This is a genomic window from Pusillimonas sp. T2, assembly GCF_002236805.1.
Classification (GTDB): Bacteria; Pseudomonadota; Gammaproteobacteria; order Burkholderiales; family Burkholderiaceae_B; genus Neopusillimonas.
The window spans coordinates 50903-63226 of the sequence record NZ_NIQA01000008.1; the positions used below are offsets into that span (position 1 = coordinate 50903).

General features: G+C 56.7%; 11 protein-coding genes. 4 read left to right on the forward strand and 7 right to left on the reverse strand.

The window, feature by feature from the left end:
• Positions 1-68: 68 nt before the first annotated feature.
• Entirely contained in the window at positions 69-1511 is a 1443-nt protein-coding gene (phrB, locus tag PuT2_RS12285) for a deoxyribodipyrimidine photo-lyase (RefSeq protein ID WP_093971277.1), read from the reverse strand.
• A gap of 144 nt (positions 1512-1655) precedes the next feature.
• Here phrB and PuT2_RS12290 point away from each other — a divergent pair, with 144 nt between their 5' ends.
• The 3 genes from PuT2_RS12290 (at position 1656) to PuT2_RS12300 (ending at position 3560) form a co-directional block, all read left to right on the forward strand.
• Positions 1656-2216 (forward strand): thermonuclease family protein, encoded by a 561-nt coding sequence (locus PuT2_RS12290; protein WP_093971278.1) that lies wholly within the window; start codon positions 1656-1658, stop codon positions 2214-2216.
• Positions 2217-2295: 79 nt separating this feature from the next.
• Positions 2296-3318: an LLM class flavin-dependent oxidoreductase gene (locus PuT2_RS12295; RefSeq protein WP_093971279.1), complete on the forward strand. Its 1023-nt coding sequence runs from the start codon at positions 2296-2298 to the stop codon at positions 3316-3318.
• 2 nt (positions 3319-3320) lie between these two features.
• Entirely contained in the window at positions 3321-3560 is a 240-nt protein-coding gene (locus PuT2_RS12300; protein ID WP_093971280.1) for a DUF3820 family protein, read from the forward strand.
• A gap of 68 nt (positions 3561-3628) precedes the next feature.
• Here the strand turns inward: PuT2_RS12300 and PuT2_RS12305 are convergent, their stop codons facing one another.
• From PuT2_RS12305 to PuT2_RS12325, 5 genes are all read right to left on the reverse strand, one after another.
• The gene (locus PuT2_RS12305) at positions 3629-4333 is read right to left on the reverse strand and encodes an ABC transporter ATP-binding protein (RefSeq protein WP_093971364.1); all 705 of its coding nucleotides are present in this window, start codon (positions 4331-4333) and stop codon (positions 3629-3631) included.
• 10 nt (positions 4334-4343) lie between these two features.
• On the reverse strand, positions 4344-5078 hold the full coding sequence (locus tag PuT2_RS12310) for an ABC transporter ATP-binding protein (RefSeq protein ID WP_093971281.1): 735 nt from the start codon (positions 5076-5078) through the stop codon (positions 4344-4346).
• Positions 5075-6094 (reverse strand): branched-chain amino acid ABC transporter permease, encoded by a 1020-nt coding sequence (locus PuT2_RS12315; RefSeq protein WP_093971282.1) that lies wholly within the window; start codon positions 6092-6094, stop codon positions 5075-5077. Before PuT2_RS12315 ends, PuT2_RS12310 begins: the two co-directional genes overlap by 4 nt.
• Positions 6091-6960, reverse strand: coding sequence for a branched-chain amino acid ABC transporter permease (locus PuT2_RS12320; RefSeq protein ID WP_093971283.1), 870 nt, complete (start codon positions 6958-6960; stop codon positions 6091-6093). Before PuT2_RS12320 ends, PuT2_RS12315 begins: the two co-directional genes overlap by 4 nt.
• A 91-nt stretch (positions 6961-7051) precedes the next feature.
• Positions 7052-8272: an ABC transporter substrate-binding protein gene (locus PuT2_RS12325; protein ID WP_093971284.1), complete on the reverse strand. Its 1221-nt coding sequence runs from the start codon at positions 8270-8272 to the stop codon at positions 7052-7054.
• Between the two features lie 149 nt (positions 8273-8421).
• Between PuT2_RS12325 and PuT2_RS12330 the strand changes: the two genes are divergently transcribed.
• A complete protein-coding gene (locus PuT2_RS12330; protein ID WP_093971285.1) occupies positions 8422-9954 on the forward strand; it encodes an MDR family MFS transporter in 1533 nt (510 codons plus the stop codon).
• A 61-nt stretch (positions 9955-10015) separates the two neighbouring features.
• Here PuT2_RS12330 and rpoD read toward each other — a convergent pair whose 3' ends face one another.
• Positions 10016-12247 (reverse strand): RNA polymerase sigma factor RpoD, encoded by a 2232-nt coding sequence (rpoD, locus tag PuT2_RS12335; RefSeq protein ID WP_093971286.1) that lies wholly within the window; start codon positions 12245-12247, stop codon positions 10016-10018.
• Positions 12248-12324 lie beyond the last annotated feature (77 nt).

Below are 12324 nucleotides of genomic sequence, written 5' to 3' on the forward strand. Positions count from 1 at the left end.
AAAACCCTGCTTATAGGTAGAGATATAAGCGGATTCTATTACACGGCACCAGAATGAGCCGTGTGAATTTAGACTTTGAAGGCGTCGATTGCGCGCAACCGGGTGGCTTTAAGGTCAACCATCATGTCGACGTAGCCCCGGGCTCGGCGGGCAATTGGCGACGGATCGTGGATTTCGCGCGCGGGCAAGTCGGCCAGTTCGGGCAACCAATGCCTGATAAACCGACCATCCGGATCGAATTTCTCAGACTGACTCAGTGGATTGAACACCCTAAAGTAAGGCGCAGCATCTGCCCCCGTCGACGCACTCCATTGCCACCCCCCATTGTTGGAGGCAAAGTCCCCGTCGATTAGATGGCGCATAAAAAAAGCCTCGCCCTGCCGCCAGTCAATCAGCAGATTTTTCGTTAGAAACATCGCAACGATCATGCGCAGGCGATTGTGCATCCAGCCAGTAGCCAATAACTGGCGCATCGCGGCATCGATAATAGGCACGCCGGTACGACCTTGAGCCCAACGATCGAACTCATCGGGCGCCTGACGCCAGGCGACCTTGTCGGTTTCGGGACGCATCGGCTTGCACATGGACAATTGCGGATAGGCCTGCATCAGATGCCGGTAAAACTCGCGCCAAAGCAATTCGTTCATCCAGCTCAACGCCCCCCGGACGCCAGAGTCGAGCTCGCCCTGGTTGGCGCGGGCTGCGGCAACGAAACAGGTTCGGGGAGACAGCAGCCCAGCGGCAAGATAGGGCGATAACTTACTGGCCCCCTCGATGGCTGGATAATCGCGCTGGTCGTGGTAGACCGACAGGCTCGATTCGACAAACTTCGCCAGGCGGTCGTACGCCGCATCGGCAGACGCCGGCCAAAGCGTTGCCAGACGATCGCGCATTTGGGTGCTCAAGTCACCGTAACCTGCGCGGTCGATCAACGTTTCGGGCGGCTCGAAGCTCAAAATGGACGCAGGGGCCATCGGCTGACGTCGAGGCGCAGGCAAAACAACCGGCATGGCGGTTCGCAACCGTTCGCGACATGCCTTGGCAAACGGTGTAAACACGCGATAAGGCGCGCCTGCACCCGTCAGCACCGTACCCGGTTTAAGCAAAGTGGCATCATCAAAGCCTTCCATGACAATGCCATGCGCCTGCAAAAGACGATAGGTTGCCCGATCGCGCTGGCGTTCATTAACACCAGATTCGCGATTGCAAAACACATTATGCGCCTGTATTTGTTGACAGAACTCAAGCATCGCCTGCGGGACATCAGCCCATTCTTGAACACATAGCCCCACCAGCGGGACGTTCAGGTCTGCAAGATCGGCATGCAAGGCCTTTAGCGCACGGCGCCAAAAATCCACTTTCACGGGCGCATCGTCGTGCTTGGCCCATTGCGACGGCGAAACCACGTAAACACCTACTGTCGGCCCAGCCGACATCGATGCCGTCAACGCTACATGATCAGCCACGCGAAGGTCCGTTCGGAACCAGCACACCGAAATATTGTCTGACATAAAACACCTGCACGTTCACGGCCAAAATCGGCCGCAATCAAATTACCGGGAAGCAACGATAATGCCACGTAACAACCGCCCAGTGCCGGCCACACAGCAGACAACCGTTACACTAGAGGTTTAGATTTAGATTCAGACATTGTCATGTTTTCCGGGAAGCGACACAAAAAACAGGGCAAGATAACGGGCGCTCCGGCCCGTCTTGGCGCTGTTATTGCTGCGGTGGCAGCCGCATGGTTTGCCTACTCGCAGAACGGTTCCGCCGGTTCGACCGCAACGCCCGATACGCTTGTCTGCACCATCAGCAGCGTTCACGATGGCGACAGCCTGCGAGCCAACTGCCCGGGGCAAAAGAACAGCGTCAAGGTCAGGCTGCACCAAATCGACGCCCCCGAACTTGACCAGAAGCACGGTATTGCATCGCGGGACATGCTGCGCAACCTGTGCCGCCGGGGCGAACCCGTTGAGCTGACGGTGACGGGTACCGACCAGTACGACCGGATGTTGGCCGATGCCCGCTGCGCGGGTAAAGATGTGGCGACAACCATGGTGTCTGAGGGCGCAGCCTGGGTCTATGCGCAATACGTGCGCGACAAAACACTGCTCTCGGTTCAGCAACGCGCCCAAACTGCCCGCATCGGGCTCTGGAACGACAGCGCGCCCACCGCGCCCTGGGAGCACCGGCGCGAACAACGCCACCAGTAAAACCAGGTTATTACCCCCCTGCCACCCTTTTGCATCACAAACCCGACTTCGCTTCGGCCCACTTACTGAGGTACCACGCATGACCGCATATTCAATACTTGACCTGGTTCGCATCCGCGAAAACGGCAATGCAAAAATATCGCTGGACAACGCTCGCGACCTGGCTGCTCAGGCCGAAAACTGGGGCTATACCCGGTTCTGGATGGCGGAACACCACAATATGCCCGGCATCGCCAGCGCCGCCACCTCAGTGGCTATTTGTCATGTGGCTGCAGGCACCTCAAAAATTCGTGTCGGTTCGGGCGGCATCATGCTGCCCAATCATTCGCCGTTGGTTGTTGCAGAGCAGTTCGGCACCCTTGACGCTTTGTACCCCGGGCGCATTGACCTGGGCCTGGGCCGCGCCCCCGGCACCGACCAACTGACTTTACGCGCATTGCGCCGCCACCCAGGCAGCGCAGACAGCTTCCCACAAGATGTTCTTGAGCTGCAGGCCCTGCTGGGGCCAATCGAACCAGGCCAGCGCATCCGCGCCATTCCGGGCGCCGACAGCAATGTCCCGCTTTACATTCTGGGCTCCAGCACGTTTGGGGCGGCACTGGCCGGCCAGTTCGGCCTACCTTATGCGTTTGCCTCTCACTTCGCCCCCGACTACCTTTACACCGCCCTTGAAACCTACCGCTCCCGTTTTACGCCTTCTGAACAACAGAAGACTCCCTACGCCATAGTCGGCGTCAATATTATTGTGGCCGACACCGACCACGAAGCGCAGCGACTGGCCACTACGCAGCAGATGTCGATTACCCACCTGTTGCGAGGCGATCGCGGGCTCAGCAAAGCGCCCATCGACGATATCGACGCGTACTGGAGCATCGAAGAAAAGCGGCAGGCACAGCGTATGCTGGCTTGCTCAATTATTGGTTCGCCCGACACCGTCCGCGAAGGCATCAAGACATTGCTGTCGCAAACAAAAGCCGACGAGCTGATCATCGTCTCAGACGTCTACGACCACGAACGCCGGCTTCGTTCCTATCAGCAGATCGCAGAGATCATGACGGCACTAAATGAAACAACACACGCCGCAGCAGGCCAACCCGCGTAGTCATGAGCCCGGAAGACCTTGAAAAGCTGGTGAGTTGGACAATGCCCTTTGGCAAATACAAAGGGCGGATATTGGCCGACTTGCCCGGTCACTACCTGAACTGGTTTGCGCGCGCCGGTTTCCCCCCCGGAGAAATCGGGCGGCTGTTGGCCTTATTACAAGAAATGGACCACAACGGGCTCAAACCCCTGCTGAACCCGCTACGCTCACGCCAGCAAGCCAAGCCTTCGCCCGGGTCTTAAAAAAGAAGCTGCCAGGCGCACGCATTGTCTCTGCGCCTGACAGCCTCACCCCTAAAAACCGATAACGATCAAAGCCCCAGATACGCCTGTCGGACACGGTCGTCTTGAAGCAATGCCTCGCCTGCACCCTCAAGCACCATGGCCCCCGTTTCAAGGACATAAGCCCGATCACACAATTCGAGCGACTCGACAACATTCTGCTCAACCAGCAGCACACTCAGGCCGTTCGCATGCAGACTGCGAACCACATCAAACATCTCTTCGGTCAGCAACGGAGACAGCCCCAACGAGGGCTCATCGAACATAACCAGCATGGGGTTGGCCATAAGCGCACGTCCGATAGCCAGCATCTGCTGCTCGCCACCCGACAACGTACCTGCCTTTTGCGTCTTGCGTTCTGCCAGTCGTGGAAACGTGTTGTAAACACGATCGATATTGTTTTGGCGGTCGGCGCGCGAACGACGCAATGTCGCCCCTAAGCGCAGGTTCTCTTCAACGCTCAAGCTCGGAAAAATCTGACGCCCTTCGGGTACCTGTGCAATACCGAGCTCGCACACCTGCGTACTGTCGAGCCCGAGAATAGGCCGACCTTCGAAATCGACCTGCCCGCCCGTTGCTGGAATCATCCCCGCAATCGCCCGGATCAAGGTTGTTTTACCCGCCCCGTTTGCCCCGACGATAGAAACGATTTCGCCCCGGTTAATATGAAAACTGACGCCTGCCAGAGCCTCGGCCTCGCCGTAACTGACGCGCAAATCGCGAATATCCAGCAGGGGTGCCATGTTAGTGGCCATGCTTTGCTCCCTTCCCCAAATAACTTTCAATGACGCGCGGATCTTGCGTAACGGCGTCAGGCGTGCCCTGCGTGATCAGTTCGCCGTGATGCAGCACAGCCACATGGTCTGCGATCGACATCAAAATACGCATGACATGTTCAACCAGCACAATCGTCAGCCCTTCTTGGTTCAGGGCACGTAAGACAGCGATAATTTCGTCGGCCTCTGTCGGTCGCAACCCAGCCATGACCTCGTCAAGCAGCAAGAGGCGTGGCCGAGTTGCCAATGCCTTGGCCAACTCAAGCATTTTTCGGTCGGGCAACGTTAAATGCATGGCCTTGATGTCTTTCTTAGGCCCCAGCCCCACTTTGTCGAGCGTTGCTGCGGCAAGGTCGCGAGCCTGGCCCATGGTAGGCGTGCGCAACAACGCGCCAACCATGGCGTTTTCGAGTACGGTCATGTCTTGCAATGGCCGCACTACCTGGAACGTCCGTGCCACACCCAAGGCGCAAATATCTTCCGGATCAAGTCCGGTAAGACGCCGCCCATCAAAAAAGACTTCGCCCTCGGTAGGCGCTACCGCGCCGGCAATCATTTGAAAACACGTCGTCTTTCCGGCCCCGTTGGGGCCAATCAGCCCCATGATGCTACCGTGGGGAACGTCGAAACTGACATGGCTGACTGCTGTCAAGCCGGCATAGCGCTTAGTGATATCTTTAACCTGAAGCAATGCTTGTGTCATGACTCAACCTTCTTCAATACCTGTGCCTCGTCATGACGACGCTTGTAGCAACGTTCGATGCGGCGAGCAATCGGTGGCCAGATCCCGTCGGGCAAAAAGATGATGACCGCCAGAATCAACACCCCATAAATCAGAATATTGAGCCCGAACACGCCCATGGACTGAGCCGCATGGTTGGAAAATTCGTTAATGGGAATGACGAAAAAAGCACCGACGATAGGCCCGAACAACGTCCCAATGCCGCCAATGATGGGCGCAATAATGACCTCGATCGAAAACCGCATGCCCATGATGGTGTCTGGAAACAGGCTACCGCTAAGCAAGGCGTAAAACGAACCGCCCACGCTGGTCATGGCGGCACTGATCATGACGGCCAGAATTTTCAGGCTGAAGGCCTTGACCCCTATCGCGCGCGCCGCGTCCTCGTCTTCGCGGATGGCGCGCCAAAAGTACCCCAGGCGGGAGCGTGCCAATAACGCACAGGCCAGAAACGCCAGGCCGGTCAAAACCAAAAAGCAAAAATAGAAAAACGTTGTACCGCCACGCAGATTAAGCAATGGGTTAGTTTCTTCGGGTACAGACAAAAAGTAACCCGCTGAGCCCCCGACAAAAGACCAGTTCTCGAATGTCAGGCGCCCTAGTTCGGCAAAGGCAATGGTCAGCAAAGTGAAATAAATGCCCTTGACCGCAAAACGAAACCCTAACCAAGCGATGCAAGCCCCGACAACAGCGCTGATGCACGCGCCGATGACGATACCAACCCACGGCGACAAGCCAAATGAACCCACCGAAATAGCGCATACGTAGGCCCCCAGGCCAATGTACAGGCCATGCCCCAGCGACAATTGCCCCACATACCCCATCATCAGGTTCCAGGCCTGGCCGAAAAAGGCAAACATCATGACCAACGTCAGTACCGCAATCAAAGAGTCGGACGTGAACGACGGCAGCAAAGCCATGATCACAAAAAAGGCAATGGACAAAGATGTCCAAAGCTTCACCGTTTCTTTATTCATCGTTGCTTCTCCCCGAACAGCCCCTGAGGACGCAGCAACAGGACCAGAATCATCAGCCCGTAAGAAATCATTGATTTCATGGCTGGGTTGATCAGCAGTGCGGCCAGGCTTTCGGAAACGCCGATCAAAATACCGCCGACCAGTGCGCCCATGAGGCTGCCCAAACCGCCCACAATAACGATAATGAACGCCAAAAGCGTGAGCTCGCCCGCCAGATAGGGCTGGGTATCGAATACCGGCGAAATCAGCGTCCCCGCAACCCCGGCACAGGCCACGCCAATGCCGGCAGTAACCGCATACAAACGATTGACACGCAAACCAATAGCGGCCGCACCCACCTGGTTATCAGCCGCAGCCCTGATGGAAGCCCCGGTGGTCGAATAGCGCAAAAACACCAGCAGCAGCACAATCATGACCAAGGCTACCGCTGCGCCGTACACTCGGACCGCATCCAGACGTAAGCCGGCAAATTTGTACGTATCAAAACTGGAAGGGTCGGCAATAGAGCGGGCGTCGGGGCCAAACACCAGCATATGAACGCCGGTGATGACAAGGGCCAACCCGATAAACAAAATGAACTGCGCATGGTGCGGGCGACGGATGAAGCGATTAACCAGCCCGGCCTGCAACACATAGCCAAAACAAAACATGACCACCGCTGAAATGGGCACTGCCATCACCGGCGTAATATCCAGCACCGACCAAATCAGGTAGCCCAGATACATGCCCAGCACCACCAGTTCCCCGTGAGCAAAATTCACGACACGCATCACGCCGAACATGATCGTCAGCCCTAATGCGATGAGCGCATAGATAATGCCGATGAGAACGCCGCCTGCAACCACATTGGCGTATAAAGAAAGCATAAAAAAACCTTAAGGATTGATCATCAAACCCATAGTCACGACGGGCCCGGGGTATTAGGCCGGGCCCGCCATGCGAACCGTACCGACCCGATCAACGATCGTCGAAGGGGCGCATCGGGTAAATCGGCTCGGCAACCGCCAGGTCTTTAGGCCCGACCACTGTTGGTGTGCCCCGCTTGTTTTGCAACAGGGCCACACCAATATTCGGGTTCTGACCCTTTTCGTTGAACTGGATGGGGCCGCCGAACATGACGTGATCGGTGATATTGGTGGCTTTTAGCGCCGCATGAATGGCCGCGGGATCGCTTGACTTGGCGCGGCTTAACGCATTGGCCACGATTTCAACCGCCTCGTACGAGAACCCGACATTCAGCTCGAACCGACTGCCCTTGACCTGACGCTCAAACCGCTCGGCCAGCGCGACAGCACGAGGATTCTTGACGTTCAACCAAGGCACACACACCATGTAATCGTCACCATACTTGCCCAGCGCGTCGGTAAACGATTTCTCGTAAGGCCCTGGGCTGCCCGGACCAATAATGGCCATGGGGTTGTAATCTTGCTTGACCATTTCGCGCACAATCATGATGGCGTCGTTGACACGGGTGATAGGCAACAACAGCTCAGCGCCAGTGGCCTTGGCCTTGGCCACCTCGACCGACAGGTCTTTGGCCCGAACGTCGTAGCCGATGGTGTCCAGAATTTCAATCGGCATGTTCGTACGTGCCCATTCGGCCTGCATGGCTTTAAGTGCCGACTGGCCAAAGGTGTCGTTGACGTACAAAACCACCGCATTCTTGGGCGGCTTGCCGGTCGACGCGGTCAGCTCGCGGATACGCTCGACCGCATTGGAAACCAGCTGTGTAGCCGGGGTGAAATTACGGAAAATCTGGGTGAAGCCTTGCTCGGTAATTTGAGGAGCAGAGGCCACATTGATGACCAGCGGCACTTTAGCTGCTTCAACAGCCTGCGCGGCCGAAATCGTGGCGGCCGCATCCCAGGCTCCAATCAGCACGGTGCATCCGTCACGAATCAGCTTCTCGGCCGCCACACGGCCGTTTTCAGGCTTTGACTCGGTGTCGGCATAAATAAACTCCATCGGCGGGCCGTTACGCTCTTTATTAATTTGGTCGCCGAATTCAACGCCACGACGCGATGCCTGCCCCGGAAACGCATATACGCCGCTGGTAGGCAAAATGACCCCAACTTTGGTCGGGGCGTTTGCCCAACTGAACCGCATGGGCATAGCACCCAAACCAACCGCAACACCGGCCGACTTGATCAAGGACCGGCGTGAAATTTTCATGTTCATACATTGCTCCCGTGGTGGATAAATTTGAACCGCTAAAATTTTGTTGATAGATCAACTTGTTTTATAAGTGAAACGGCAATTTAATTATGGAATTGTGGGATGATATTATCCGAGTTGCCTGATCAACTCTACCGGGGGAAACCCTAGAAATGTCCGTAACACCCAGCTCAACGCCTGCCGCAAGCCAACCCACAACCCTGACCGACCGCGAAATACGTAAGGTCGTGGCCGGACTCATGGTCGCCATCATTCTGGGGGGGCTGGAGCAAACCATTGTCGCCGTCGCCCTGCCCCGCATGGCGGCCGACTTGCAAGGTGTTCAGTGGCTGGCCTGGGTCGTCTCGGCATACCTGATCGCCGTCGCTGTCTCGACCCCTATCTATGGCAAACTGGGTGACCTTTACGGCCGACGTGCCATGCTTTCCAGCGCCATCATTATCTTTCTGGGCGCATCGGTTCTATGCGCAATGGCCAGCTCCATGCCCATGATGATAGGCGCTCGCATCCTCCAAGGCATCGGCGGCGGCGGACTGCTGTCGGTCTCGCAAGCCATCATCGCCGACATTGTCTCGCCGCGCGAGCGCGGCCGGTATCAGGGCTACATCAGTGTCAGCTTTGCCATTGCCAGCGTGGCCGGGCCGATTGCGGGCGGACTGCTCACCGAGTACCTGTCATGGCACTGGATTTTCTGGGTCAACCTGCCTATTGGCCTGGCGGCCTACATGATTTCTCAACGCACCCTGGTGCGCCTGTCTCGACCCAGCATCAAGCGCTCCGTCGATGTGGGTGGTGCGTTATTGCTGACGGCTGGGCTGACCACACTCCTGATCGCTATCAGTCGGGTCGGCCACGGCACTCACATACTCGACAGCTACAACGTAACGCTGGCTGCGATAGCCGTCGTATTCATGGCAGCGTTTGTCTGGCAAGAAAAGCGCGCTGCCGAGCCGATCATCCCCCTCGTACTATTGGCTAACCCCATCGTCGCGGCGTCATGCGTCTTGCTGTTTATTGCGTTTATCGAACTCATTGCGCTGACCATCCTGATACCCCTGCGTTTGCAGATGCTCACTGCCGCAGGCGCAGACCGTGCCGCCCTGCAACTTGTCCCTTTGTCTGTCGCGATTCCGGCGGGCGCCTATATTGGCGGCACTTTGATGGCGCGGTTGGGACAATACCGAAATATCCAGCTTGTCGGCGCCTCGATGGTGCCTGTTAGCATGGCGCTTACTGCGTACACTGACCCCACCGCAACCGGCTGGGTGATTCTGTTCACTACCTTGGCCGGCATCGGCATCGGTCTGCAATTGCCCACTTCGACGGTTGCTGCGCAAAATGCCGTAGCCCAGCGTCATATCGGCGTGACCACCGGTCTTGCCTCTTTCAGTCGCTCGGTGGGTGCTGCGGTAGGTATCGCCATTCTGACCGCCGCCTTGTTCGCTCTGCTTCAGTCTTATATGCCCGCTACCCTGACCGAACTCTCGAGTGCGGAAACCGTACGACAAATGATTGAAGGGCAACTCCCCCCACTCAGCGATGCCGCACGCGCCGTATTGATGAGCTCGGGCGAAAAGGCTTTTCGTCACACCTTTCTGATCAGCGCCCTGATTGCCGCGATCTCAGTCATCCTCTGTTTGCGCATCCCTGAACGCGCACTCAGCGAAAAGCGCCCCTCGGCCTGACCCAGGTTACCGTCGCCTTCGCGCATAAAAAAAGCCCCGCTGCTTGGCGGGGCTTTTTTACTTACTGGCTTTCGAGGAAACTTTTCAGCTTGTCAGCACGGCTGGGGTGACGCAACTTGCGCAGGGCCTTGGCTTCAATCTGACGAATACGCTCACGCGTGACATCGAACTGTTTGCCCACCTCTTCAAGGGTTTGATCGGTGCTCATTTCGATACCGAAACGCATGCGCAGGACCTTGGCTTCGCGCGGTGTCAGGGAATCGAGGACCTCTTTGACCACGTCGCGCATCGAACCCTGCAACGCCGACTCGGATGGTGACAAGTTAGCCAAGTCTTCGATGAAATCACCCAAGTGAGAATCGTCATCGTCACCGATAGGCGTTTCCATGGAAATCGGCTCTTTGGCGATTTTCAGGATCTTGCGCACCTTATCTTCAGGCATATCCATTTTTTGCGCTAACGTTGCCGGATCGGGCTCGGCACCCGTTTCCTGAAGAATTTGGCGGTTGATCCGGTTCATTTTGTTGATGGTTTCAATCATGTGAACCGGAATACGAATGGTGCGGGCCTGGTCGGCAATAGAACGCGTAATGGCCTGACGAATCCACCACGTGGCATACGTTGAAAACTTGTAGCCACGACGGTACTCGAACTTATCGACGGCCTTCATCAGGCCAATATTGCCTTCCTGGATAAGATCAAGGAACTGCAAACCGCGGTTGGTGTATTTTTTGGCGATAGAAATAACCAGACGCAGGTTGGCCTCGGTCATTTCGCGCTTGGCCTTGCGTGCCTTAGCTTCGCCCGTTGCCATGCGCTTGTTGACATCTTTAAGGTCTTTAAGCGGCAAAACAACGCTGGACTGCAAATCGATGAGCTTTTGCTGAGTTTCTTGCACCGCAGGCACGTGACGCTCGAGCGTTTCGGAATACTCGTGCCCAGCGGCGACTTCACCCAGTACCCATTCGAGGTTGGTTTCGTTACCTGGGAACACTTTAATGAAATAGGCGCGCGGCATACCGGCGCGCTCGACGCAGATCGACAGGATTTCGCGTTCGAGCTTACGCACCTGAGCAACCTGATCGCGCAGAGTGTCGGCCAGTTTTTCGACCATTTTTGCCGTAAAGCGAATGCCCATCAGCTCAGTCAGAATAGCTTCTTGCGCTTCTTTGTAGCTTTCGGCGTGGTAGCCCTCGGATTCGAAGGCGCGGCGCATTTTTTCGAACCATTGTGCGACCGCATCGAATTTCTTCATTGACTTGGTGCGAAGGTGCTCGAGCTGTTTGCTGCTCATGCCGCCGGCCGGACCGTCGTCTTCATCGGAGTCAACCGATACACCGGCGCCAGCATACTCCTCGCCCTCTTCATCGATCAGACCGTCGACAACTTCGTCGATTTGAGCCTGGCCGTCGCGCACGCGCTGCACGTGGTTGAGGATTTCGTTGACGGTGGTGGGACACGCCGCAATGGCCATGACCATGTGTTTGAGGCCATCTTCGATACGCTTGGCGATCTCGATTTCGCCTTCACGTGTCAGGAGCTCGACGGTTCCCATTTCGCGCATGTACATACGCACCGGGTCGGTGGTACGACCAAAATCGGAATCAACCGTCGTCAGGGCAGCTTCGGCTTCGTCTTCGACATCGTCATCGCTGGAAGCGACCGGTGCGTTGTCGTTGAGCAGCAGTGATTCGGCGTCAGGCGCCTGGTCGTAGACCGAAATGCCCATGTCGCTGAACGTGCTGATGATACCGTCAATGGCTTCGGCATCGACCAGGTCGTCAGGCAAGTGATCGTTGATCTCGCCGTACGTAAGGTAACCACGCTCTTTACCGAGCTTGATAAGGACCTTGAGGCGATTACGACGGGCTTCCTGTTCTTCGGGGGTCAGCTGGCTGCGTGCAGGCACATCTTTGTCGCCCTTGCCGCGCTTGCCACCGCGCTTGGCAATGGGCTTGAGCTCAGGGATGACCTCGGCTTCGATATCGATGTCGCCATCGTCGAACGGCGAGCTGTCGTTGTTGGCAGCTTTGGCCGGACGACCAGGACGACGCCCGGTAGGGGTACGCGCCTTGCGCTTTTTAGGCTCGGCCGACACTTCGAAATCGTCGTCAATGTCGATGTCTGCCGCTTTGGCCGCTGTTTTGCGGGCTGCGGTTTTTTTGGCCGCCTTCTTGACAGCCCCTGGCGTTACGGCTGTTTTGCTTGCGCTTTTGGTGGCCGCCAACGTTTTGGTTTTGCCGGCAGTTTCCAGCTCTGCCGCTTTAGGGGTCGTATCAGTCGCTTTGGTCATGGTCGCTTCCGTAAGTGCAAAAACCCGCGGGCAAAGGCCGGCGAGTAATGCAAGGGCAAACTAGTGTCTTTACTGCC

What these genes read in the sequence shown, in the direction of transcription:
- phrB (WP_093971277.1), bottom strand. Translation starts at nt 1,511, where the DNA reads ATGTCAGACAATATTTCGGTGTGCTGGTTCCGAACGGACCTTCGCGTG.
- PuT2_RS12290 (WP_093971278.1), top strand. Translation starts at nt 1,656, where the DNA reads ATGTTTTCCGGGAAGCGACACAAAAAACAGGGCAAGATAACGGGCGCT.
- PuT2_RS12295 (WP_093971279.1), top strand. Translation starts at nt 2,296, where the DNA reads ATGACCGCATATTCAATACTTGACCTGGTTCGCATCCGCGAAAACGGC.
- PuT2_RS12300 (WP_093971280.1), top strand. Translation starts at nt 3,321, where the DNA reads ATGAGCCCGGAAGACCTTGAAAAGCTGGTGAGTTGGACAATGCCCTTT.
- PuT2_RS12310 (WP_093971281.1), bottom strand. Translation starts at nt 5,078, where the DNA reads ATGACACAAGCATTGCTTCAGGTTAAAGATATCACTAAGCGCTATGCC.
- PuT2_RS12315 (WP_093971282.1), bottom strand. Translation starts at nt 6,094, where the DNA reads ATGAATAAAGAAACGGTGAAGCTTTGGACATCTTTGTCCATTGCCTTT.
- PuT2_RS12320 (WP_093971283.1), bottom strand. Translation starts at nt 6,960, where the DNA reads ATGCTTTCTTTATACGCCAATGTGGTTGCAGGCGGCGTTCTCATCGGC.
- PuT2_RS12325 (WP_093971284.1), bottom strand. Translation starts at nt 8,272, where the DNA reads ATGAACATGAAAATTTCACGCCGGTCCTTGATCAAGTCGGCCGGTGTT.
- PuT2_RS12330 (WP_093971285.1), top strand. Translation starts at nt 8,422, where the DNA reads ATGTCCGTAACACCCAGCTCAACGCCTGCCGCAAGCCAACCCACAACC.
- rpoD (WP_093971286.1), bottom strand. Translation starts at nt 12,247, where the DNA reads ATGACCAAAGCGACTGATACGACCCCTAAAGCGGCAGAGCTGGAAACT.